Genomic DNA, 24,070 nt, shown 5'->3' on the forward strand with positions numbered 1-24,070 from the left:
CACGTCTTTTCAACAAATATTGATTGATTAAATTAATTTCAGCAATAATTTTGATAATAATCAACGACAAACAAATGATCTTCTGTAGCTTATTTAGACTGAATAACCACAACATCAGATGTCTATTTTTGACCAAGCGGTCTTCAATCGTGCGCTTCATGGTATTCATAGCATAAGCGCATTCTTAATGCGCTTATTTTAACGCCAATTAAACTAGCGCCCCTGCTCCAACACGTCAAATAACGTATCGGCAATTGAGGTTCCAAATTGGCTATCAATTTCACGAATACAGGTTGGACTTGTCACATTAATTTCAGTCACATAATCACCGATTACATCCAAACCGACAAAAATTAAGCCTTTTTCACGCAAGAATGGCCCGACTTTTGCGGCAATTTTTTGATCATTTTCAGTCAGTGGACGCGCTTCACCCAAACCGCCAGCAGCCAAGTTGCCACGCACTTCGCCATTTTGCGGAATACGCGCCAAACAATAGGGAATCGGTTCGCCATTGACCATTAAAATGCGTTTATCCCCATCGATAATTTCAGGAATGTAGCGCTGCGCCATAATTGGGCGAGTGCCCATTTCGGTCAGCATTTCTAGGGTCGAGCCAATATTTAAGCCACCTTGCGTAATGCGAAAAATACCTGTTCCACCCATGCCATCCAACGGTTTTACAATTACATCGGCATGGGTTTGCACAAATTCGCGAATCAAACTTTGCTGCGACGTCACCAAAGTTGGCACTTGTAACTCTGGAAATTGGGTCGCAAATAGTTTTTCATTACAGTCACGCAAAGACTGTGGTTTGTTTATAATCCAAGCACCTTCACGTTCGGCTTGTTCCAATACATACGTGGTATACACGAAATTCATATCGAACGGTGGGTCTTTACGCATTAAAACTACATCATAGTCGGCAAGTGACTGTTTTTGCTTGTCGCCTAACTCGTAATAATGGCTGTAATCTTCAAAGACTTTAAGCGGCGAAATTAAACCAAAGGCTCTACCTTGGTCAATGTATAAATCTTGCTGTAATGCATAGCCCAATTCATGCCCACGACGACTTGCTGCCCACAGCATGGCCATGGTGGAATCCTTTTTTAAATTTACATTTTCAATTGGGTCCATGACGACAAGTACGCGCATGATTTTTGCTCTCATTTTTGAATGATCAAAGTATAGCGAAGATTAAGCCGTGAATTCAGCAAATTTAGCCAGCACGCGAAAATTCTGCCGCTGCCTGAAAAACCGCTTGATCTGGATAAACGCCGGTATATAACGAAAATTGTTCTAAGGCTTGTAAGGCAAAAACTTCTGAACCTTGAATGGTGACTTTGCCTTGCAGATTTGCCAATTGAATCATCGGAGTATTTTCAGGCAATGCGACTACATCAAAAATGATTTTTGCCGCATGAATGTCTTGCGCTGAAAAAGCCAAATCTTGTTCAAATGCGGTTCCTGCCATGCCCACGGGCGTTGCGTTAATCAGCAATTCAACAGTGTCATCTTGCAGTTCTTTTTGCCATACATAACCACTGCTTTGGGCTAATGCTTGGCCTGCATTTTCATTTTTTGCCACAATAATCCCGTTTTTAAAGCCTTTGTTTTTTAAAGCAAATGCCACAGCTTTGGCCATACCCCCACTGCCCTTTAAGGCAAATTTGGTATCGGGTGAAATGTTATATTTTTCAATAATTTTTACAATGGCAATGTAATCGGTATTGTAGGCTTTGAGCACTCCATTGGTATTCACAATGGTATTAACCGACTGAATGGCCGTTGCTGATGCATCCATTTCATCTACCAACGCCATCACATCTTCTTTATACGGCATAGAGATGGCGCAACCACGCACTGGCAAACCACGCACACCAGCAATCGCTTGAGCTAAATCGGTTGGCGCAAAGGCTTTGTAGACATAATTTAAATTTAATGCGTCATAAAGATAGTTATGAAAGCGTGTACCAAAATTACTAGGTTTGGCTGCTAATGACATGCATAGTGTCGTATCTTTATTTAGTCGCATTGAAGGTTCCTACTTTTTTATATGGTTATCGCTGTTTAAAACGGCATTATTATAGGCATAAATCGACTTTAAATCGCCACGATCTCACAATAGTCAAACAGATGCTTTTGCGCTACATTAAAAACATCTGTTTGAATGATATTGCCACATGAAACTGTACCGCTATTTAACTGGCCCAGACGATGCGCAATTTTGTGCACGTGTCAGCCAAGCACTCAACCGTGGCTGGGAACTATACGGTTCACCCACCATGAGTTTTAATGGCACACAGATGATTGTTGGTCAAGCGATTGTGAAAGAAGTCAAAGATAAACATCAACCCAACACAGATATGGTGCAAACACTCAAACAACACGCATAAAAAAACCTATCCGAAGATAGGATGTTTTAACATGTTAGATGCCGTATTTGACGCGATAATCTTCCATTTTTGCCAAGGCTTGAGTCTCGCCCTTAGACTCTAAATAATTCATCAGGTCTTTCATGCTAATTAAAGCATGCACAGGAATTTCTAATTCTTTTTGTACTTCTTGAATGGCAGACAGTTCACCTTGACCTCGCTCTTGACGATCTAGCGCGACCAAAACCCCTGCAATGCTTGCACCCGCATTTTTTAAAATCGTCACTACTTCACGAATGGCCGTACCTGCGGTAATTACATCATCAATAATCCAGACTTTTTTACCTGCAACCGATGCACCTACCAACATACCACCTTCACCATGGTCTTTGGCTTCTTTACGGTTAAATCCCCATGGCACACTTTGACCATGCACTTGCGATAAAGCAACTGCGGTGGCGGCAACAAACGGAATACCTTTATAAGCTGGCCCAAAAATCACGTCTACATTTTGGCATTGGGTTAATTTATCTGCATAGCCATTGGCCAACAAAGACAAGGCTTCACCATCATTTAACAACCCAGCATTAAAAAAATACGGGCTGACACGGCCTGATTTTAAGGTAAACTCACCAAATTTCAGCACACCGCGTGATAACGCGAGTTCGATAAAAGCTTGCGGGTTAAAAGACGACGGCGTTGTCATAGGTGCTCCAAATTCATCAAATTGAGGTCAAACGTAACTATGATAGCAAAGGATCACTATCCAAGTGATGTAAAAATTCTACGCGTGGTATCAATTAACGTAAATGGTTTACGTGCATCGGTCACCAAAGGGTTACTAGAGTGGATGGAACAATCTGAAGCTGACGTGATTTGTATGCAAGAAAGTCGAATTACCCATGCGCAGTGGACCGATAAATTTAAGCCCGAAGGTTGGTATACGCATTTATTCCCAGCCGAACGTGCAGGTTATGCAGGTACCGCCATTTATAGCCGCTTGCCGTTTAAATCGGTACAAGATGGTTTAGGTTTTGAACTGGCCGATTCGCAAGGCCGTTTCATTGCGGCAGAATTTGATTTAGGGCTGGATCAATCCGCCTATATTTGCTCGTTATATTTACCTTCGGGTTCGTCAGGCGATGAAGCCCAAGCCCGTAAAGATGTATTTTTAGCAGAATACGCCAAAATTTTAAAACAATGGCGTGATGAAAATAAATCGATCATCGTTTGTGGCGACTACAATATTGTGCATAAACGCATTGATATTAAAAATTGGTCGGGTAATCAAAAGTCATCGGGTGTTTTACCGCATGAACGTGCGTGGCTCGATCACATTTATGATGAACTGGGCTACGTGGATACCTTCCGTGAAGTGAGAAAGGAAGCCGAGCTCTATTCATGGTGGTCGAATCGCGGACAAGCACGTGCCAAAAATGTCGGATGGCGGATTGACTATCAAGCCTGTTCACCAGACTGGAAAACACGTACAGTCAATGCTTGGGTCTATAAAGATGAATGGTTTAGCGACCATGCCCCCGTTATTATTGACTATAAAATTGGCTAAAAAGCAGAACACTTGTTCTCTTAAATAGCAGAAATAGCTTACATCTATTGTCGTTTATGTAGCTTTTTTCTAAAAATGAATTATTGCATTATAGCCGCACGGCACAAGGACATGTCAGGATGACAAAGGGATAGGACGCCGTAGGATGAAATTAAATAAATGCTTTCGAGTGTTTATTTCAAGGATGTGACATTGGACGTTATATGTGAGACCCGCATGATCAGGATGATTAAATGCGGGTTTTCTCTTTTTTAGATGTATTGTTTTTAGAGTCTGAGCTAAGCCAATTTTGTAAAATCGTTAACTGCTCTGGTACTCAAAATAAAAATGATCCATACATACAGACTAGAGCTTTTGATTATTTTTGGTTAGGCTAAGTTTATCTATTCTTCTTCACGATATTTACCATGTTCAAAATTTACGGCATTAAAAACTGTAATTCTATGAAAAAAGCCTTTGATGCATTAACTGCCAATGGGCTGGCTTATGAATTCCACGATTATAAAAAACAAGGCATTGATGCTGACACGCTCAAGACTTGGCTTGAGGCTTTAGGCGCAGACACCGTCTTGAATAAAAAAGGCACCACATGGCGCAAATTAACTGAGGCTGAACAAAGTTATGCTTTAGCCAATCAAGAACAATTAATTGAAACCTTAATGGCACATAGCAGCCTCATCAAACGCCCAATTTTAGCCACAGCAACCGGCTATATTGCCGGTTTCGATGAAGCGACCTATCTTGCATTAAAACAAAGTTAACCATAAAAAAGCCCAGTACAATGACTGGGCTTTTTATCAATCTTTTATTTACTTGGCGCGAATCCACGTTTGGTTACGACCTAAAGCCGCAATACCAATATAACCTCGCAGTTTCAACTGATTCCCTGCCAACTCACCTTTTAAGCTATAGGTTTTGCCGTTTTTAGGGTCTAAAATAGTACCGCCGTCATACTGCGTACCACCGGTATTTTTTAAACCACGAATAATGGTCACTCCTTTGAGTGGTTTGTTCTTATATGGTCCTTCGCACTTGGTGCACAAATTTTCTTCACCGGGGGTAAAGACTTGCTGAATAGACGCTGTTAAAGTGCCATTCTTTTGTTCGGTAAATTGCACCAAAGCTTTAGGCTGCTTGGTTTCATCATCAATAGTTTTCCACACTGTCCCATTCAATGGGTCGGCAGCATGCGCACAAACAACGGCACCGAATAATCCTAAACTTAACAATAACTTTTTCATCTATTTTCCCTAATTTAATTTATCCTTGAATCTGTAGTATTCAAAAGACCAACTAAATTTGCAATTTTGCTGTGTGACCGTCTAGTGTAAGCTAGTGATATTTAGCAACGATTTTCAAGCTTAAATTTAAAATTTCGCTCTCATCCAAAACACAATATCGAAGCCTGAGTCGATCAATGTCATTATAATCGTGATTATTTTTAAATAGTTAACGCAGAAGTACAATGGCGATTGCGTTCATTTTACGACTTCAGCACATATTTACACTGTTAATACAACGTGTAGGCAGTGTAAACGTTCATGCATTAAAAAAGGCATAATGACTTCGCATCATGCCTTTTTTATTTTGGGATTTATCCTTGCAAAAAATTGAATTAACGCTGCAACAATAATTTGGCCTGCTGAATTAAGGCTTGCTGTTCAAATGCGCCAGTTAAACGCAATTGGCGCTCTTCTTGATGCTGCGGATTTAAAAACAAATAGGTCGGTGGGCCTAAAATATCCCATTCTTTTAACAGGGCTTGATGCGAAGCATCGTAGTCGCTTAAATCCAGTTTAATTAAGTAAAATGGCTGTAATGCTTGTTGCACTTGCGGCTGTGTCAAAATGCGATGTTCAATCGGTTGGCAGGCGGTACACCAATCTGCATAAACATCAACCACAATGGCTTGATTTTTCGGAGCCTGCGCCAAAAGTTGTTTAAATGCAGCGGCTGTAGTAGCACGATGCCAAATTAAGCTGCTGTTTTTCAAAGCAGAAGTTTGCTGATTTAAGCTTTGATATTGCTGATAAGACAGTAATGGCACCACACCAACCAATAATGCGGCATACAATATTTTTAAACCGCGCGGGTGCTTAAATATCGCGTAAATTAAATATAAGGTGAAAGCACCTAACAACAACGCTTGCAAGCCATGAAACAGCATTGACGGTAATAAAGCACGTACGAAATAAATCGCCAAAGCCAGCATAATAAAAGCAAACAACACTTTAATATAATGCATCCACTGGCCAGCTTTAGGTAATACGCGGGTACCAATCAAACTGATTAGCAATAAAGGAACGCCCATCCCAAAACCAAGCACAAACAGTAAAATCGCACCTTGCCATTGTTGCTGTGTTTGGGCAATAAACAATAATGCACCGGCCAAAGGTGCAGTCATACATGGTCCAACCAATAAGGCGGAAATCATGCCCATTAACATGGCACCCAGCAATGAGCCACCTTGTTGCTTATTTTGCCAACGCCCCAAATGATGGGTGATTTGATGTGGCATTTTGAGTTCAAAAACACCAAATAAATTCAACGCAAAAAGAGTAAATAGCCCACTAAACGCCGCCAAAATGATGGGCTGCTGTAACCAGCGCTGAAAACCTAAACCAATCGATGCCGCCATCATGCCCAATGCCGCATACACCAAAGCCATGCTACAGACAAATACCAATGCAATCAGCCATGCTTTAACGCCACGATGTTCGCGAATCAGCAAACTACTGATAATCGGCAGCATCGGCAGTGAACATGGTGTAAATGCCAATAAACAGCCCAAACCTAAAAACAGCAATAAGCTATAAGCAAATGAGTGCTGATTGAGTCGCAACTGCCAAGTTTGGTCTTGAGCAGCCAAGCCCTCTGTATTTTTAGGTGTTTTCGAGTTTGAGGCCGCTTCGGGCGATGTTGCATCGGCAGCCGTGGATTGAGCTTGATTCTGCTCAGACAAGCTTAATAAGCTTGGCTTGGCCGCAATGGCTTGATCTTGTGAAGACACCAAACCACTGGCATCGGTGCGAAGCGTGGTGCTTTGCGGTGGATAACAAATCCGTCCTTGTTCGCAGCCTTGCCATGTCACCAAATAACTTTGATTCGGACGAGTCGGAATCTTAATGTTGACCTGATCGAAATAAACCGAGGTTTTGCCAAAATTATCATCATGCTGCGTCACCGCTGCCGGATATTTAATGCGCAGTGCAGCCTGCCCTTGTGGCGTGACGGTAATTTTCTGCTGATACAAATAAAAATGCGGTTGAATCTTCCACGACAATTCAGCTTGCTGTGTGGTTTGAGACTCGGCAGAAAATACAAATGCCTGATCGGCGGTTAAGAAGGTATTATTTTGCGCATGTGCCACAACACTGCACACGCCACAGAAGAAATAAAAGCAATATTGCAGCACACGCCACAATATTGCTTGCTTTGAAACGGTTGGATTTAACATGAAGACCTAAAATTAAAATAAGAACGCAACACCCAAACCACCAAAATAATCTGGCGTATCGCCGGCCAAGCCCACGCCAACACTCGCATCAAGTTGTGTCCGTGCATTCAATGCATAGATAAGACCAGTTGCCAAAGAGGTTTGATCGGATTGGCTTTCTTTTTTGCGATAAACAAATTCAGAATATCCAGACCATTTATCCGAAAGTTTATAGTTGATGGTTGGCACAGCCGTTACCGACCAATCGCCATGTTGCACTTCATAGAACATGCTAATACTGGTTGAGATGAGATCATTTTGTTGATAATCAACAGTTGAACCCACAGTGTAAATATTATGATCGGCGGTGAAATTCTGATTGCCCGTTGCAAACGTGGCTTTTGCCAAGAGCGCCATGCTCATTTGGTCATCTTGTAAATCTACTGCTTTTTTTACCGCAACCGAAACATCACCTAAGCCGTGATCTTCCACTTTTTGGGTTGGATTTTTAATTTGTGTCCATGCTGGGCCATCCCAACCCACTTGCAATTCTAAATCTTTAGCTAAGCCGGTACGAAACAGCATATCACCTTGAATTGTAGTGGTTTTTTCAAAACCATTGTCGGTAGATGCTTTATTGTAACTTACCGTTGGTAAGCTTTGTTCCCAAGCCACATGGCCAACAGGTGTAATGCCTGTTCCAAAACCAGTGCCTGGACGATCAAAAGAAAATTCTGTTGCAAAACTTGGCATGCTATACGCAAGTGCTAGTCCGAATGCAGTGGTTTGCCATATTTTCATAGATTATCCAATCCAATGTCGTGTTAAAGATCGAGTTCTTTGGTCATTTTAGCACCATGTTCACGCAGCAACTGCAACGTTTGCTTCTCTTCAGGCCACGTTTCATCCCAGTCGATTTCATCAAAATCGCATTCATACATCAATTGACTGATTGACGACAAAACGGTCATGCCTTCATCATCCAATGTATTGGGATTAACATTTTGCGCAAGTAATCGTTGTACCGCAGGCACGCAAGCGGCGCTCGCTGCATCCCAAAGTGGACCGAAAAACTCTTCACTGTCCCACAAATGCACATTGGCATTGGCTGCAATTAATGCGTCGATAATATCTAAATACACCAGCAAGCTTTGTTGTTTTTCAGCTTCAGGAATGGGCTGACCTGCTTCATAGCCATCGTAAATTGGCTGCCACCACTGAAACAAAACATCGCAAATAATTGAAATGGGTGGACCTTTTTCAGGCTCTAAAAAATTAGGATCAAGACCTTCGGCCAATAAGGCTTTGACGCTGGCAAGGTCTAATTGCTCAATGGCTTGAATAAGCTCTAGTTGTTGTGTTGTTAGCATAGCTGGTTCTCAATAATCAATTAGAATAGGGCGCAGTCATGCTGCATATAAAGCAGTTTAACAATATTTTATCTTGGATAAACAAAAAAAGCTCCATCTGGAGCTTTTTTAAAAAAATCACAAGGCTTAAGCCTCATCTTCAACAAATTCGAGTGGTTTACCACGCGCATGGTCTTTTTTCTCAAACACATGCTCTAAACCGCGTTTCAAACGATCGATTGCGCCATGAACCGCAGCATCGATATTTCCAGCACGATGACTCACCACAACGGTTTTTAATCCCGCAGGACGTGCTTCAATTAAACAACGTAAATCATCATCTGCTTTTTTAGCGCCGTTCTCATCACTTAGATGCACCGAAATGTGGGTGATTTTTTCACTCAGACGTTGAAATTCGTTGCTTAGTTCAGTGCTGATGTAACTAATTAAACGCTCACTATTTTGAATATTTTTATCTGTACGGATTTCAATGTTCATAAATCATCCTCTACTTTTTTCATCTATTTGCATGATGCAAAAATACACAACCATCCTGGTATAGCACCGTTAAACATAGGCTGGGACATGTTGCACACTTTTATTTTCTGTCGTTATTTTAGACAACATCAATAAAAGATTTGTCACCATTCTTGCATATGTTTTCTTGTCCTTATATTTTCAATATCAGGCTATACTCAAAAATATGCAAGTACAATTTGCAAAAAACGATCAAAAGGAAACCAACTGTGACAAGTTCTTATTTGCGTGGTCAATCGTTGATTGATGCGATTCAATCTGCGCCCTATTCGCGTGATTTAATTGGCTATCACGGACAGCCACCGCATGCGAAATGGCCGAATCAAGCTCGAATTGCGGTGCAGTTCGTATTGAATTATGAAGAAGGTGGCGAAAATCACATTGAACATGGCGATGTCGGTTCTGAACAGTTCCTTTCTGACATTATTGGTGCGGCCAGTTTCCCTGCCAAGCATATGTCGATGGATTCGATGTATGAATATGGATCACGCGCAGGCTTCTGGCGGATTCATCAGGAATTTCAAAAGCGTAACTTACCCATGACCATTTTTGGCGTGGGAATGGCATTAATTCGTAATCCTTACATTGTTGAAGCGATTAAAACGGCCAATTACGATATTGTTTCACACGGACAACGTTGGATTCACTATCAAGATATGGATATTGCAACCGAACGGCAATATATGGATCAAGCCTTATCTGTGCTCGAAAGCTTATTTGGACAAACACCGATTGGTTGGTATACCGGTCGTGACAGCCCGAATACCCGTCAACTGTTGGCGGAGTTTCCACAAATTAAATACGACTGCGACAATTATGGTGACGATTTGCCTTTTTGGACCAGTTTAACCAATAACGCCGGACAAACTCGCCCACATTTAATTATTCCCTACACGCTTGAATCGAATGATATGAAATTTAGTTCACCGGGCGGATTTAATCATGGCGAGCAATTTTATCAATATCTTAAAGATGCTTTTGATGTGTTGTATGCCGAAGGTGAAACTGCACCTAAAATGCTCTCGATTGGCATGCACTGCCGTATTTTGGGTAAACCGGGTCGCTTTCGCGCATTGCAGCGCTTTTTAGACTACATTCAATCGCATGAGAAGGTTTGGATTTGTCGGCGCAATGATATTGCAGCGCACTGGTATCAGCATCATTTGCCGACACCATAAAATGCGTTTAATGAATATTTTAAATCATGTATAAGGAAGTCAAACATGCAAGTTACTGAATTTAACCTTCTTCCTCTGGATGATGCCAAAACTGTACTTAAACATTGTGTCAATATTCCTTCTTGGGTGCTTCACTTGGCGGAACATCGTCCCTACGAAAGTAAACACACCTTAATTCAACGTGCACAGCAACAAACCACTACGTGGTCTTGGGCAGAAGTAAAAACCTCTTTGGACACGCATCCACGAATTGGCGAAAAAAAAGCCAAACAGGTTTTGTCGGCACAAGAACAAGCCTTGTCGGAGCGAGAACAAGCCGGAATTGCACAAGACGCGGTCAGTTTAAATGCCTTACAACAAGGCAATTTAGATTATGAAGCCAAATTTGGCTTTATTTTCTTAATTAAAGCCGCAGGTTTGAGCAGTGAAGATATTTTAGAACAGCTTCACCAACGGTTAAGTAACGATATTGAAACCGAAAAAGTCATTGTTAAACAACAACTCGCACAAATTGCCATGTTACGTTTAGATCAGGAAATTCAAGCATGATTAGCACCCATATTTTAGATACCAATTTAGGTAAACCGGCCAGTGGCGTAACAATTCAATTGTATGATGCAGCGCATCAATTGATTGGACAAGGCGTGACAGATCAGGACGGACGACTGAAAGATTTTGGCTTAGAAACGCTCGTTGCTGGTGAATATCAACTTGAATTTGCCGTTGCGCCTTATTTTGCAGCACAAAATGTTTCAACTTTTTTTCCAAAAGTGTGTATTTGCTTTTTTATCGCCAATGCCAACGAGCACTATCATATTCCGTTATTAATTAGTCCTTATGCATATTCAACGTATCGCGGAAGTTAATCGGCGTTACTTAAATGTAGGTCTGTAACGACAAATACAGACCTTTTTTATGACCTAATCATCCTTAATAAAAAAGTATACATTGCAACGCTTGCAGCAATTTAAAATTATTTGAATAAAAACAAATACATATTCATTTTAAACAGTTAAAATCACCTTATTTTGAAAAGCATAACAACTCTTTTTAACGGATTGGCGATGCTAATCGTTCCTAAATTAAACAACTGGCGTAGTTTTTGCTTGCAATTAAAGATACACAAAGTATACAGATATGCATCAAATAACACTTTATTCCAACATTGTATTTGATGTGATGCATTCGACCTGTGTGTCATTCATTTTTTAGGAGCAATGCGCTATGTCTTTAAAGAGTCATTTATTTCAATACAAAAAAGTTGCACTCAGCTGCTTAGGTTTATCTGCGTTGATGCTTACTCAGTCTGCCTCTGCTTTAACGTGGAGCGATAACGCATTGGGATTACGTTACGGTAGTGATTTCTCAGAACCATATAAAAATAATGCCGATGGTTCGAAAATGGATATTAACAAAAAAATCTATTCATTTACCCACAGCAGTGGTTATAGCTACGGCACCAACTTCTTAAACGTTGATTTTTTACAATCTGACGATGAAGTTTATGGCGGCATAACCAATAAAGCCAATGAAAAAGGCACCAAAGAAGTGTATGTGGTGTATCGAAATAATATCGATATCGGTAAAGTATTTAAAACCGATTTATCTTCACCGGGTATTCGTGGCTATGCACTCACCGCAGGTTTTGATGCCAATACCAAAAATGACTCTTACGGCTCTAAAAAACGCATGTGGGTGGTTGGACCTACCATTAACTTTAATGTGCCGGGTTTCTTAAGCTTAAGCGCTTTGGCCTTCTTTGAAAGCAATAAACCCAAAGGTTTAGATAGCCGTTACAACTACGACCCACATGCAGCAGTACAATTATCATGGGGTATTCCTATTGCCAGCACCCCACTTTCATTTGAAGGTTTTGCACTTTGGATTGATTCAAAGGGTAAAAATGAATATGGTGGCAAAACATCACCTGAAACCAACATTGATGCCATGTTGATGTACGACTTAAGCCCGATGATTTGGGGTAAAAATGATAAAACCCTACGTGTAGGTGCAGAGTACCAATATTGGCACAACAAATTTGGTAACCCAACCGAAGGAAATAAAGGCGCTACTGCAAACACACCAATGGTTCGTGTAGATTTCCATTTCTAAGCATAACAACTGAAGCTGTGTAACCCTTTACACAGCTTCAGGCGTTTCAAACATTAGTCCAAAACGTTACCAACAATATTACTAATAATCCCCTTCATAATATGTGGGCCTTCTTCTTTACGAAGGTCGTCATACCAAGCGGTTGTGACTGCTTCATCTTTCATATGGGTAACATCGCAGCGTTTACGCGCACGTAAAACCATTTCTTTGGTTCGTTCATTGCGTTTGTCTTGATAACGCTGCAAAGCATCTTCCACACCCAAGGTATTAATTTGTAAGGCACGCGCCAAATACAGTGCATCTTCCATGGCTTGGCAACCGCCTTGGCCAATGTCCGGTGTGGTGCTGTGTGCAGCATCCCCGACCAACACCACACGTCCTTTATAGAACTGTAAAAAAGGTTCAATATCATGAATTTCAACACGATTGGTCGTGGCAGGATCGAGTTGATCAATCAGGTTTTGTACTTGTGGGCACCAGCCTGAGAAATATTGTTTTAACTGCGTTTTATAGCTGCTTTTATCATTTTCAAGACCCACTTCTAACGGCACGTCTAAAAAGAAATAAAATCTATTTCCCGCCACAGGCATTAACGATGCCCGCTTGCCTTCACCAACATAGGTTGTCCATTGGTCGGCAGGTGCTAAGGCATCACTAATTTCGACCAAACCATTCCAATTCACATAACCAGCATAACGGCGCTGCACTTGCTCACCTAAAACATAGGCACGGCTAATAGAGTGCGTTCCATCTGCACCAATAAGTAGCTCAGTTTCAATCTGTGTGCCATCGGCAAATTCGACTTGAACGATGCCATCTTGTTCTTGTAAAGACACCATTTTTTTTCCCAAATGGATATCTTGATGGCCAAATTCATCCATCAGCATATTTTGTAATTCAGAACGAGAAACCGGATACGGTCGCTGTCCAACTTCTTGAATTAATGGCTGTAAACCAAATTGAGTCATGGTTTCACCGGTTAAACCATCAATGTAGGCCATGGCATCCATGTGCCCACCTAAACGTGCAATTTGCGCCGACAAACCAAGATAATTAAGACATTTCACCCCATTTGACCACAATGAAATTGCAGCACCGACAGGTCGAATTTCAGTGGTTTGCTCATAGATGGAAACTTTGTGTCCGAACTTTTTTAGTGCAATGCCAGTCGTCAGTCCACCCATTCCTGCACCAATAATGACTATTTCCATCTCAAGACCCTCTCTTTTTGTAAAATATTTATCCATATCCATGCCAAAAACATGCCATTTTTGCACAATTACGATGATCGGCTACACCGCATTATGCACCTTTTTTGGCATAAATCATGCTATACATGATAGGCTTTTCATTGAAAGAAATTGTAAGAAAAATAGGATTGACCATGGCTACATTACTTGCTCCACCGTTTGAACTCCCATCACATTTAAGTACTTTAACCAATTTAGCTGATGCGCGTATTGGCGCTGAAATTATTGAATGTTCAGATCAATTTTTTGCCGAAGCCAAACGGATGCTGCAATTTGAAGCACCTATTTTTATTGAAGGTGAATTTGACGATCATGGCAAATGGATGGACGGTTGGGAAACTCGCCGCAAACGCCATGCAGGTTATGACTGGTGCATTATCAAACTTGGTGTGGCAGGTAAAATTCATAGCTTTGATGTCGATACCACCTTTTTTACTGGTAATTACCCCGCATCTGCTGCCATTGAAGCCTGCTACGCCCCCGATGGCAAGCTGGAAAATGCCGATTGGCAAACCCTGTTAGACAACCATGTACTTGGTTCAAGTCAGCACCATATTTTTAATAGCGCGATCTCTGAACAAGTCTTTAGCCATGTTCGTCTGAATATTTTTCCAGATGGTGGCGTGGCGCGTTTTCGCGTTTATGGTCAAGTGTCTATTGCACAACAACAAAATGACCAAACACTCGATTTGGTGGCGCTTAAAAATGGTGGCCGTGTAATTGCTTTTAGTGATGCGCATTACGGACATCCACAAAACTTAATTAATCCCGGTCGTGGGGTTAACATGGGTGATGGATGGGAAACCAAACGCCGCCGTGCACCGGGATTTGACTGGTGTATTTTGGCTTTGGGACAAGCAGGAAAAATTGAAAAACTTGAGATTGATACTGCACATTTTAAAGGGAATTTCCCCGCACAAGTGTCTATTCAAGCCATTTATATTGAAGATGCAACCGATGCACAGCTCATTCCACAAAGTATGTTCTGGCCATTTTTGTTAAATGCGCAAGACATGCAAATGGACAATATTCATAGCTTTGTGAATGAAATTCTCAGTCATAAAAAAATTAGCCATATTCGCATTAATATGATTCCAGATGGTGGTATTAGTCGGGTACGTCTGTGGGGTAAAGCCCTGTAATCAGCCTTGAAGGATCTCGTTATGTCGACCATTATTGTGAAAATCCAGCCTTTAACCGCCGAAGCCTTTGCACCTTTTGGTGAGGTGATTGGCTGCGAAGGCAATGCTTTTTTTCATATTAATGATGCCCACACCGAGCGCTACCACGCCTTGGTTGAAACCGAGGCTCAAGGTGAAGCACAGGTTGGAATTAGTATTTTTCGCAATATTAAAACTACACAGCTGCCGTTAGACATTTCTATGCTAGAACGACATCCAAAAGGTTCTCAAGCTTTCATTCCGATGCAGGGGCAAAAATTTCTGATTGTGGTTGCCCTAAGCGCCAACGAACAGCAGCCCGATCTGCATCAGGTACATGCTTTTATGAGTAATGGGGCGCAAGGGGTGAATTATCGGGCGGGAACATGGCATCATCCCTTGCTGACCCTTGAGTCGCCAAGCGATTTTGCGGTAATCGACCGTTTGGGTTCAGGGGCAAATTGTGATGTTTATCCGTTTCCTGAATCGGTGAGGATTGAACCCTAAACCAGACGGATGATAAAAATTCAGCAACTGCTTTGTAGCCATTTACAGAGCAGTTGTTTTTTATATGCAGCATGCATTTTATAATAAAAACCACCACAGCGATGGTTCAATCACAACAATGAAATATTCTATTTTGGCTCTTTTAAGCAGCAGTCTATTCATCTCACCACTGGCTTTTGCCGAATTCAGTGCTACACAAGAATTGCAACAAGGCTGCGCTAAAGTGACAAATCATGCGCAACGTGGACAACAATACTACGCGCAAAAACAATACCACAAAGCCATTCCGCATTTTGAATATCAAGCGGCATGGACCGCCTTTTGTCAATTCAATGCAGATCAAAGTCATATGGCACATTTGAGTGATCGCGATGTCGCGATTGCCAACAATAACGTCGGTTTGAGTTATGCCAAATTAGGCAAACCGTTATGGGCCAGAGCGTGGTTTTTACTCACGCCAAACTCAAAAATCAGTCAATATAATTTAAAGCAGCTACACTTACCCAAAACCAATAAGCAACTCGAAGGTCGTTATGTCACCCCTGCTGGGTTTGGACAATGGAATACTATAAACATTTCAAAAACAACCCAACACTATAAAATCAGCTTCGATGGTTATTACTTTGGTATTTTGGGTTTGATTAATGGCCCGAATATGGGCTCGTTTACCACCAGCATGCCGCATGGGGCAAAACAAGCGCATTATGCTCATGACGATTGCAAAATTGACCTAAAATTCAGTCAAGATCAATACGGTCGAAAAATTGAAGTGACGCAAAATGCAAGCACCTCTGGCTGTAGCTTTGGACACAATGTCAATGCCAGCGGAAACTATTATCAAGTTGAAAATTAAGATCGGCCACGCGGCCTATTACCATGCCAGTACATAGCATTGTTTACCTTGTGCTTTGGCTTGGTACAATAATTGATCGGCACGATCAATAATCTGATGATAATTATCCTCCGAATACTGTTCAAATTGCACCACACCTGCACTAAGTGAACTTTGAATATAGATGCCATCGCAATTAAAAATTACATTTTTGGTATGTTCAATTAAGTGCTGGCACAAGGCATTCGCTTGTTCTGAATTTGACACAGAATCGACCATGACCAAAAATTCTTCACCACCCCAACGAAAAACTTGCGCATGCTCTGGCATGATTTGTTCGAGTAACCGCGCGAATTTATTTAAAATAATATCGCCAATCTGATGCCCATATTGATCATTAATTTTTTTAAAATCATCAATATCAATCAGTAATAATAAACCTTGTTGCAGATGATTGGGCTGAAGGATTTTTTCGCGCATAAAACGCCGATTTTTTAATCCAGTTAATTCATCCTGAAATGAAATACGAGCCACATACAAATACAAGCGTTTGTTCAAATTCCGAATTTCGCACATGAGCACATATAAAATAATACTCATCGCAATACCGGTTCGATAAACACTTAAGCGCGATAAAAAATGGATTTCATCTGCCTGCCAAAATTGGCCCGCAAGCGGAATAGACACAGAGGTGGCACAAATTAAGCTTACTAAACCAACAATATACGAGAAACGAATCACCGAATAACGAATGGCGAAATACAGCAGAACAATCGGAATAATAAAACAGTTATAAAAAATATGTGAAATTGAAATAAAATATTGAACCACTAGCGCAAGTGTCAGCACAAGATAGTCTCGAAATTCCAGTCGTTTCATTTCTCGATGACCGACCAACAAACAAATCACCGCTAAACCCGTTGATGCTTGCTCTAAAAAATAATCCAGAAATTCTAAGTAGCTTTCACCTTGTTTGGGGATTAAAACAAATAACCACGCCGCAATAAAGCTACTGACAAGATTTGGCACGGTCAGCAAAATGGTTTGACGATACTTAAAATAGTGATGATCTAATCGTTGAATCAGCAGATAATAAACCCACACAAATAGACTGACTTGTAAGCCAGAAAGAAGCGAAAGCAGTAATTTTTGTGGCAATTCTTGATAATGGTCAAACAGCAAAGACGCGACAAAAATTGCAGAGGCACTAAATAGCCCCATAATAAAAAAATTATGTAATTGTTTACGATAGCGAATGCAATAATACGCGGCAACCACATTCACGACCCAAATCGGACTAATCATAAACTGGGCAGTAATGGCAAGCGTCAGCGCGGCTAAGATAAACAGACTCAACCAAAGTAATATGATCTTTCTCATGTTTTATCCTTATTGGGATAACTGCGCTTTTTTTGTGTCATTTTTTTTAGCTATACGAAAAAGAATCGTCTTCTACATCATACAAAAGGTGCTATGAAAATAGCACCCTTTTTATGTTGTTGTGGTCCATAAAATTAGATGGCTAAATCTGCCAAATTGCCTTTTTGCTCTAACCAGTGCTTACGATCTGCCGAGCGTTTTTTTGCCAACAGTTTATCGAGTAAACCTGCGGTTAAATGCATATCATCGAGGTCCAATTGCACAAGGCGCCGTGTATCTGGGTCCATGGTGGTTTCTCTTAATTGGCTTGCATTCATTTCGCCTAAGCCTTTAAAGCGGGTAATTTGTGGATTTTTGGTTTTAAGCTTCGCCAAAATACCTTCTAGCTCGGCATCATCCAAGGCGTAATGCACTTCCTTGCCCGCATCAATTCGAAACAGTGGCGGCATTGCCACAAATAAATGACCGGCTTCGACCAAATTTGGAAAATGCTTCACAAATAAAGCACATAGCAACGTTGCAATATGCAAACCGTCCGAGTCGGCATCGGCTAAAATACAAATTTTGCCATAACGCAGTTCAGATAAATCATCACTTCCGGGATCGACCCCAATCGCGATTGCAATGTTATGTACTTCTTCTGAAGCCAGTACTTCATCGGAAGAGACTTCCCATGTATTCAAAATTTTCCCACGAATCGGCATAATCGCTTGAAAGTTTTTATCTCGGGCTTGTTTGGCACTGCCGCCGGCAGAGTCCCCTTCGACAATAAATAATTCTGACTCTTCGCGCGTTAAACCGACACAATCGGCCAGTTTCCCGGGCAAAGCCGGGCCCGAAACAATTTTTTTACGCTCTACTTTTTTAGCCGCTTTTAAACGTCGCCCTGCTTTGTTAATTGCCATTTCAGCCAAAAGTAGTGCGGTTTCCGTATTTTGATTGAGCCACAAAGTAAAAGCGTCTTTAGCGATATTCAGCACGATACTTGATGCTTCACGGCTAGAAAGACGTTCTTTGGTTTGACCTGAAAATTGTGGCTCTTGAAATTTCAGTGACAAAATATAATTTACGCCATCCCAAACATCTTCAGCCGAGAGCTTTAAATTACGCGGCAACAAGTTACGCAGTTCACAAAACTCACGTAAGGCTTCTGTGATACCAGAACGGAGTCCGTTCACATGCGTTCCACCTTGCGCTGTTGGAATTAAGTTAACATAGCTTTCTTGGATTTGCTCGCCCGCTTCCACATTCCAACAAATGGCAAATTCACAACTGGCACGTTCAGCTTCTCCAGTACTAACAAAAGCCGGACTCGGCAGAATTTCTCGATCTTCCAACTCATCCATTAAGTAGTCGACCAGCCCGTTTTCAAATTGCCAATCTATTTTTTCTTTATTAATTTCATCGACATAACTGATATGCAAACCCGCAGCTAAAACAGCTTTGGCTTTTAAATTATGTTTGAGTGCTTTTAAAGCAAATTTAGGACTATCAAAATATTTGGCATCGGGCCAAAAATGAACCAAGGTGCCTGTGGCGCGTTTGGCAACTTTGCCCTCAATAACTTCTAGCGCAGACACGGCATCGCCATGTTCAAAAGCCATTTTATAGACATTGCCCTGGCGTTGAACTTCCACCTCTACACGGGTAGAAAGCGCATTCACCACCGAAATACCCACCCCATGCAAACCGCCAGAAAATTGGTAGTTGTCGGTACTGAATTTTCCGCCGGCATGTAATTTGGTTAAAATAATTTCAATCCCGCTTTGACCATATTCAGGATGAATATCTACAGGCATACCACGCCCATTGTCTTGCACCGACAATGAACCGTCGCTATGTACCGTGACACAAATTTTATTGGCATGCCCTGCCAATGCTTCATCCACGGCGTTATCGATAACTTCTTGTGCAAGATGGTTCGGACGTGAAGTGTCGGTGTACATTCCCGGACGACGACGAACAGGGTCTAAACCAGATAATACTTCGAGCGATTGGGCCGTATATTGTGACACGTGATCTATGTTCCTTAGGTTAAACGTGTTGTGACAAAAAGGTCAGCAACATCGGAATTTTTTCAGCAAAGTTGGTCATTGCATGCTGTCCGTGTGTTTCGGTGATGACCAAAGCACACGGATGTCCCTGACTATAATAGCGCTGTGCATCACGATAATCCAAAACTTCATCGCCTTGTTGTAATAACACTAAAAATTTGTCTAAGCAATGTGCAGTTGGGTGATGTAATTGTTTTAGATCGAGCAAATGTTGTGCGTCTAAGCACCAATTTTCATGGACTTGATAGGGTAAATCGACCTCGGCAAAGCGCTCTGCAAACACCGTCCACGGTTCAACCACTGGATTGATTAACACCGCGCGACAACCATGTTTTAAGGCTGCACAAGTGGCATAAAAGCCACCTAAACTGCTACCCACCAACACCACTTCTGAGTGCTGTTGCATATAGTCGTCAATTTTTTGCATCACCTCTAAAGGCGGCGCATTTAAATCCGGCAGATGCACGTGGTAATCAGCATGGTGCTCCTGACAATAACGCTGTAGTTGCCGACCTTTAATCGAAGCTGAATTGCTTTGAAAACCATGTAAATAGACAATATTCATATTCAATATCCTTCATACTGCCAGTTCACACACAATTAAGATTGCGTCATTGCCACTGCTTTAACGGGCGTTTTTTTCTGGGCCAACAACACCCCAATTAAAATAATACATCCACCGACACTGTGATAAACCGTCCATTTCTCGCCCAACCAAAATGCAGCAATAATGGCGGTAAAAATCGGCATTAAGTTCATAAAAATACTGGTTCGATTCGGCCCAAGTTGTTGTACCGCCATCATCCACAATAAAGGGGCAATTAAAGATGGGAAAAAGCCTGCATATAAAATGCTCCAGACATTTTGGGCATTCCATGCATCTAAACCGGTATAGGCAATAAAGGGTAAATGATAAATCAGCGCGAAGCCAATTTGAATATAAACGCTAATTAAAAGCGGTAAACTCAACTGCCATTTTTTTAAAAATACACCATAAAACGCATAGAAAAATACCGCAACCAGCATCATCAGGTCGCCCCAGTGTTGTCCTAATTGTTGCAAGGCCGCCAAGCCATTGCCTTGCCCCATCACATACAACAAACCGATTAACGACAAAAGACTGCCCACAATGGCAAATTTATTGGGAATATCTTTTAAAATCAGCATTGAAACAAAAATCGTAAAGACCGGAATAAAGGCGTTAATAATGCCCATATTGGTTGCGCTGGTATGATGCGCGGCAGTATAAGCCAAGCCCTGATAAAGCACCATCCCAAAGGCAGAAAGCACTGCAAGCTGCTTTAAATGCGGATAAATTTGTGCACGTTGCACCCACACCCGTGGCAGCATAAAAGGCGTTAAAACTAAAAAAGCCACCAACCAACGATAAAAACTAATGCTAACAGGCGCAATATAATCGGACACGTAGCGTGTTACCGCAATATTCAACGACCAGATAAAAACAGCCAATAACGGCAATAGAATTGCCCATCCTTTCGGTCTAGTAAATTGCGGCATGCGAAACTCTCAAACTCTTTGAAAATATATAAATGATATTGTGCAAAATGTCTTATTTAATTTAAATATCGATTTTCAGACATTTATATGGCGCTTACGCCACTGTTGTTGTAATTTCACAATATCCCACACTTTGGTGTTCGGTGTCAGCAGTTTATCTTGGCTGGCTTTGCCGCTTATACTCAATTCATTCTACCCAAAAATTTTATACAATGTTCTTTGGCACACCATGGATGCAAATATGCCGCACACCGATCTTCCTAACACCGTGCATTCAATTGCAGAGCGCATAGAAATTTATGAATTCGTCTTTCAGCACGATGAATCTATTGCCGCACATGCCTGCTTATGGGGAGATTTTAACTTTAGCCTAGATGGCATGCTGCAATTGCAAGTCGGCGAAAAACAGTTTTATGCGCCGCCCAACTATGGGCTTTGGCTGCCGCCGCGCACCGAACATAGCGGCATTGCCGTCGACCAACACGATACACATTTTATTTGTATTCGACTGCATCCCGAATTAAGTCAACAATTGCATGCTCAGCCCAGAACATTGAATATTTCTGTGTTTTTTCAACATTTGATTAAAGAAGCACTGCTACAGCGGACACAAAACCAAAGCGCTTATGCGCACCTGCTTCACGTAGTGTTCGACCAGTTAAAAACTGCGGCAAGTTACGATCATTATTTGCCGCAAACCACACATCCAGAATTACAACTGATTTTGCAGCAATTGGGCCGAGCGGACAGATTCAAGCATTCCATTTCACAAATTTTATCGGACTTTAGCTTGAGTGAACGTCAAGTACTGCGTTTAAGCCAACAAGAATTACAACTGCCGATTTCTGAATGGCGCAATCGTGCCAAAATAATTGAAGCACTGGCGCAATTACAACACGGCCATTCTATTAAACGGATTGCCTATCAACTCGGATATCAGCACAGTTCTAGCTTTATTGAGTTTTTTAAACGCTATACGGGGCAAACGCCACAAAAACTGCGCCAATCTGCCTGATTTTTTTAACTTTTACAAAATTCGCTTGTATTTTTGGCTAAATCTTTCTACAACTAAAATCATCTTTTTATTTTTTTAGGCATCAGCATGAGTAACTCGGTTTACCACATTCCGGTCGATAGCATTTCTGGTCAAACAGTAGACTTAGACCAATATCAAGGCAAAGTGCTTCTTATTGTGAATGTCGCTTCTAAATGTGGCTTAACGCCACAATATGAAGGTTTAGAAAAACTGTATCAGGTAAAAAAAGCACAAGGTTTAGAAATTTTGGGCTTCCCTGCCAATAACTTTTTGGCACAAGAGCCAGGCAGCAATGATGAAATCCAACAATTTTGTTCATTGACCTACAATGTCAGCTTCCCACTGTTTGCTAAGATTTCGGTGGCAGGTGAAGATAAGCATCCGTTGTATCAAGCGTTAATTACCGCACAACCTACCCGTATTGGTGAAGGGCCATGGTGGAAAGACTTGGTCGATTACGGTTTAACCCCAAATGAACCACCTGAAGTATTATGGAATTTTGAGAAATTTTTGGTGAATAAACAAGGTGAAGTGGTTGCGCGTTTTGCGCCAGACATGACGGCAGATCATCCTGAAATTTTAGCGGCCATAGAAGCTGAATTAGCCAAATAATTTGAACAAATTAACAATACCAATGGATATTCGTCATTTTTTTTGCGAATAAAAAAAGAGGGTGAAATCACCCTCTTTTTTACATATTCACTAAAGACGTAAATCAATAACGATACGCCCATCAATTTTACCGTGTTCCATACGCTCAAAAATATCATTAATATTTTCAAGTGGTTCAACACTAATATGTGCAGTCACTTTACCTCGTGCTGCAATATCTAAGGCTTCTTTTAAATCTAACCGCGTTCCCACAATTGAACCACGAACGGTAATGCCATCGAGCACCATATCAAAAATTGACAAGTCAAATTTACCTGGTGGCAAACCATTTAACACCATGGTGCCGCCACGGCGCACAATCGACACCGCTTGTTCAAAGGCTTTTGGGGATACCGCTGTGACCAATACCCCATGGCAACCATCGCCAGTGGCGTTTAAGACTTCTTCTTTCACATTGCTTTTCAGCGCATTAATGGCAACATCTGCACCTAGTTTTAATGCCAAATCGGTTTTTGAATCGTCTACATCAATTGCGACAACATTAAAGCCCATGGTTTTCGCATATTGAATCGCAACATGCCCTAAACCACCAATGCCCGAAATTGCAACCCAATCGCCAGTTTTGGCTTCGGTCATTTTCAGACCTTTGTACACAGTTACGCCGGCGCATAAAATAGGTGCAATTTCAAGTAGGTCAACACCTTCAGGAATCACACCGACATATTCACCATCGGCAAGGCAATATTCAGCAAAACTGCCATTCACCGAATAGCCAGAGTTTTGTTGTTCTTTACATAAGGTTTCCCAGCCGGCATAGCAATGGTCGCAATGACCACATGCTGAATATAGCCATGGCACACCGACTTTATCGCCGACTTTTAAATGGGTAATGCCTGCACCAATTTCAACGACCTCGCCCACACCTTCATGGCCTGGAATGAATGGAACCGTTGGTTTAATTGGCCAATCGCCATGCATGGCATGTAAGTCGGTATGGCAAACGCCGGTCGCCAACATTTTAACCAACACTTTTCCCGGGGTGACTTTGGGAATTTCAACTTGTTTAATTTCTAAAGGCTGATTAAATGCGGTGACCACAGCCGCTTTCATTGTACTTCCCATCTTCTATGCTCCTTGTTGTTTTGTATCATGAGGGATCGCTTTTCCTAA

At 41.5% G+C, this 24,070-nt stretch carries 26 protein-coding genes; 12 read left to right on the forward strand and 14 right to left on the reverse strand.

What is annotated here, in order from left to right:
* Nucleotides 1-213: 213 nt before the first annotated feature.
* Nucleotides 214-1,152 (reverse strand): glutathione synthase, encoded by a 939-nt coding sequence (gene gshB, locus I2F62_RS02030; protein WP_324625354.1) that lies wholly within the window; start codon nucleotides 1,150-1,152, stop codon nucleotides 214-216.
* 64 nt (nucleotides 1,153-1,216) lie between these two features.
* On the reverse strand, nucleotides 1,217-2,032 hold the full coding sequence (locus I2F62_RS02035; protein ID WP_324625355.1) for a shikimate 5-dehydrogenase: 816 nt from the start codon (nucleotides 2,030-2,032) through the stop codon (nucleotides 1,217-1,219).
* A 148-nt stretch (nucleotides 2,033-2,180) separates the two neighbouring features.
* On the opposite strand from I2F62_RS02035, the gene I2F62_RS02040 reads away from it, so the two are divergent.
* Nucleotides 2,181-2,393 carry a DUF1737 domain-containing protein gene (locus tag I2F62_RS02040; RefSeq protein WP_324625356.1) on the forward strand — a complete coding sequence of 71 codons (213 nt, stop codon included), beginning with the start codon at nucleotides 2,181-2,183 and terminating at the stop codon, nucleotides 2,391-2,393.
* Between the two features lie 34 nt (nucleotides 2,394-2,427).
* Here the strand turns inward: I2F62_RS02040 and pyrE are convergent, their stop codons facing one another.
* Nucleotides 2,428-3,078: an orotate phosphoribosyltransferase gene (pyrE, locus tag I2F62_RS02045; RefSeq protein ID WP_324625357.1), complete on the reverse strand. Its 651-nt coding sequence runs from the start codon at nucleotides 3,076-3,078 to the stop codon at nucleotides 2,428-2,430.
* A 39-nt stretch (nucleotides 3,079-3,117) separates the two neighbouring features.
* On the opposite strand from pyrE, the gene I2F62_RS02050 reads away from it, so the two are divergent.
* Together I2F62_RS02050 and I2F62_RS02055 are read left to right on the forward strand one after the other, a co-directional pair.
* Nucleotides 3,118-3,939, forward strand: coding sequence for an exodeoxyribonuclease III (locus I2F62_RS02050; protein WP_324625358.1), 822 nt, complete (start codon nucleotides 3,118-3,120; stop codon nucleotides 3,937-3,939).
* Nucleotides 3,940-4,346: 407 nt separating this feature from the next.
* Nucleotides 4,347-4,700 carry an arsenate reductase gene (locus I2F62_RS02055; RefSeq protein ID WP_324625359.1) on the forward strand — a complete coding sequence of 118 codons (354 nt, stop codon included), beginning with the start codon at nucleotides 4,347-4,349 and terminating at the stop codon, nucleotides 4,698-4,700.
* 48 nt (nucleotides 4,701-4,748) lie between these two features.
* Here I2F62_RS02055 and I2F62_RS02060 read toward each other — a convergent pair whose 3' ends face one another.
* From I2F62_RS02060 to I2F62_RS02080, 5 genes are all read right to left on the reverse strand, one after another.
* Nucleotides 4,749-5,180 (reverse strand): DUF2147 domain-containing protein, encoded by a 432-nt coding sequence (locus tag I2F62_RS02060; RefSeq protein WP_324625360.1) that lies wholly within the window; start codon nucleotides 5,178-5,180, stop codon nucleotides 4,749-4,751.
* A gap of 374 nt (nucleotides 5,181-5,554) precedes the next feature.
* Nucleotides 5,555-7,396: a protein-disulfide reductase DsbD gene (dsbD, locus tag I2F62_RS02065; RefSeq protein ID WP_324625361.1), complete on the reverse strand. Its 1,842-nt coding sequence runs from the start codon at nucleotides 7,394-7,396 to the stop codon at nucleotides 5,555-5,557.
* 12 nt (nucleotides 7,397-7,408) lie between these two features.
* On the reverse strand, nucleotides 7,409-8,176 hold the full coding sequence (locus I2F62_RS02070; RefSeq protein WP_324625362.1) for a transporter: 768 nt from the start codon (nucleotides 8,174-8,176) through the stop codon (nucleotides 7,409-7,411).
* A gap of 23 nt (nucleotides 8,177-8,199) precedes the next feature.
* Nucleotides 8,200-8,745 carry an ankyrin repeat domain-containing protein gene (locus I2F62_RS02075; RefSeq protein WP_324625363.1) on the reverse strand — a complete coding sequence of 182 codons (546 nt, stop codon included), beginning with the start codon at nucleotides 8,743-8,745 and terminating at the stop codon, nucleotides 8,200-8,202.
* A 126-nt stretch (nucleotides 8,746-8,871) separates the two neighbouring features.
* Nucleotides 8,872-9,222 (reverse strand): HPF/RaiA family ribosome-associated protein, encoded by a 351-nt coding sequence (locus I2F62_RS02080; protein WP_324625364.1) that lies wholly within the window; start codon nucleotides 9,220-9,222, stop codon nucleotides 8,872-8,874.
* A gap of 248 nt (nucleotides 9,223-9,470) precedes the next feature.
* Here I2F62_RS02080 and puuE point away from each other — a divergent pair, with 248 nt between their 5' ends.
* From puuE to I2F62_RS02100, 4 genes are all read left to right on the forward strand, one after another.
* Nucleotides 9,471-10,439: an allantoinase PuuE gene (gene puuE, locus I2F62_RS02085; protein WP_324625365.1), complete on the forward strand. Its 969-nt coding sequence runs from the start codon at nucleotides 9,471-9,473 to the stop codon at nucleotides 10,437-10,439.
* 45 nt (nucleotides 10,440-10,484) lie between these two features.
* Nucleotides 10,485-10,988, forward strand: a complete 504-nt coding sequence (gene uraD / locus I2F62_RS02090) for a 2-oxo-4-hydroxy-4-carboxy-5-ureidoimidazoline decarboxylase (protein WP_324625366.1) — start codon at nucleotides 10,485-10,487, stop codon at nucleotides 10,986-10,988.
* A complete protein-coding gene (gene uraH, locus I2F62_RS02095; RefSeq protein ID WP_324625367.1) occupies nucleotides 10,985-11,305 on the forward strand; it encodes a hydroxyisourate hydrolase in 321 nt (106 codons plus the stop codon). The genes uraD and uraH overlap by 4 nt, the downstream gene beginning before the upstream one ends.
* 358 nt (nucleotides 11,306-11,663) lie before the next feature.
* Nucleotides 11,664-12,551 carry an outer envelope protein gene (locus I2F62_RS02100; RefSeq protein ID WP_324625368.1) on the forward strand — a complete coding sequence of 296 codons (888 nt, stop codon included), beginning with the start codon at nucleotides 11,664-11,666 and terminating at the stop codon, nucleotides 12,549-12,551.
* Between the two features lie 53 nt (nucleotides 12,552-12,604).
* On the opposite strand, the gene hpxO is transcribed toward I2F62_RS02100, so the two are convergent.
* Nucleotides 12,605-13,762 (reverse strand): FAD-dependent urate hydroxylase HpxO, encoded by a 1,158-nt coding sequence (gene hpxO / locus I2F62_RS02105; protein ID WP_324625369.1) that lies wholly within the window; start codon nucleotides 13,760-13,762, stop codon nucleotides 12,605-12,607.
* A 173-nt stretch (nucleotides 13,763-13,935) separates the two neighbouring features.
* Between hpxO and alc the strand changes: the two genes are divergently transcribed.
* The 3 genes from alc to I2F62_RS02120 all read left to right on the forward strand — a co-directional run bounded on the left by alc (nucleotide 13,936) and on the right by I2F62_RS02120 (nucleotide 16,321).
* The gene (alc, locus tag I2F62_RS02110) at nucleotides 13,936-14,943 is read left to right on the forward strand and encodes an allantoicase (RefSeq protein ID WP_324625370.1); all 1,008 of its coding nucleotides are present in this window, start codon (nucleotides 13,936-13,938) and stop codon (nucleotides 14,941-14,943) included.
* 21 nt (nucleotides 14,944-14,964) lie between these two features.
* The gene (locus I2F62_RS02115) at nucleotides 14,965-15,468 is read left to right on the forward strand and encodes an ureidoglycolate lyase (protein WP_324625371.1); all 504 of its coding nucleotides are present in this window, start codon (nucleotides 14,965-14,967) and stop codon (nucleotides 15,466-15,468) included.
* 118 nt (nucleotides 15,469-15,586) lie between these two features.
* Nucleotides 15,587-16,321: a hypothetical protein gene (locus I2F62_RS02120; protein ID WP_324625372.1), complete on the forward strand. Its 735-nt coding sequence runs from the start codon at nucleotides 15,587-15,589 to the stop codon at nucleotides 16,319-16,321.
* An 18-nt stretch (nucleotides 16,322-16,339) separates the two neighbouring features.
* On the opposite strand, the gene I2F62_RS02125 is transcribed toward I2F62_RS02120, so the two are convergent.
* From I2F62_RS02125 to I2F62_RS02140, 4 genes are all read right to left on the reverse strand, one after another.
* On the reverse strand, nucleotides 16,340-17,680 hold the full coding sequence (locus I2F62_RS02125) for a GGDEF domain-containing protein (protein WP_324625373.1): 1,341 nt from the start codon (nucleotides 17,678-17,680) through the stop codon (nucleotides 16,340-16,342).
* A gap of 134 nt (nucleotides 17,681-17,814) precedes the next feature.
* Nucleotides 17,815-19,695: a DNA topoisomerase IV subunit B gene (parE, locus tag I2F62_RS02130; protein WP_324625374.1), complete on the reverse strand. Its 1,881-nt coding sequence runs from the start codon at nucleotides 19,693-19,695 to the stop codon at nucleotides 17,815-17,817.
* A gap of 19 nt (nucleotides 19,696-19,714) precedes the next feature.
* Entirely contained in the window at nucleotides 19,715-20,299 is a 585-nt protein-coding gene (locus tag I2F62_RS02135; RefSeq protein ID WP_324625375.1) for a YqiA/YcfP family alpha/beta fold hydrolase, read from the reverse strand.
* Between the two features lie 35 nt (nucleotides 20,300-20,334).
* Nucleotides 20,335-21,252 carry a DMT family transporter gene (locus tag I2F62_RS02140; RefSeq protein ID WP_324625376.1) on the reverse strand — a complete coding sequence of 306 codons (918 nt, stop codon included), beginning with the start codon at nucleotides 21,250-21,252 and terminating at the stop codon, nucleotides 20,335-20,337.
* 241 nt (nucleotides 21,253-21,493) lie between these two features.
* Here I2F62_RS02140 and I2F62_RS02145 point away from each other — a divergent pair, with 241 nt between their 5' ends.
* Both I2F62_RS02145 and I2F62_RS02150 read left to right on the forward strand, forming a co-directional pair.
* Nucleotides 21,494-22,267 (forward strand): AraC family transcriptional regulator, encoded by a 774-nt coding sequence (locus tag I2F62_RS02145; RefSeq protein ID WP_324625377.1) that lies wholly within the window; start codon nucleotides 21,494-21,496, stop codon nucleotides 22,265-22,267.
* Nucleotides 22,268-22,354: 87 nt separating this feature from the next.
* Nucleotides 22,355-22,900 carry a glutathione peroxidase gene (locus I2F62_RS02150; RefSeq protein WP_324625378.1) on the forward strand — a complete coding sequence of 182 codons (546 nt, stop codon included), beginning with the start codon at nucleotides 22,355-22,357 and terminating at the stop codon, nucleotides 22,898-22,900.
* A gap of 90 nt (nucleotides 22,901-22,990) precedes the next feature.
* On the opposite strand, the gene adhP is transcribed toward I2F62_RS02150, so the two are convergent.
* Entirely contained in the window at nucleotides 22,991-24,022 is a 1,032-nt protein-coding gene (gene adhP, locus I2F62_RS02155) for an alcohol dehydrogenase AdhP (RefSeq protein ID WP_324625379.1), read from the reverse strand.
* Nucleotides 24,023-24,070: the final 48 nt, after the last annotated feature.

This window comes from Acinetobacter sp. MD2(2019) (assembly GCF_035615615.1).
Lineage (GTDB): Bacteria > Pseudomonadota > Gammaproteobacteria > Pseudomonadales > Moraxellaceae > Acinetobacter.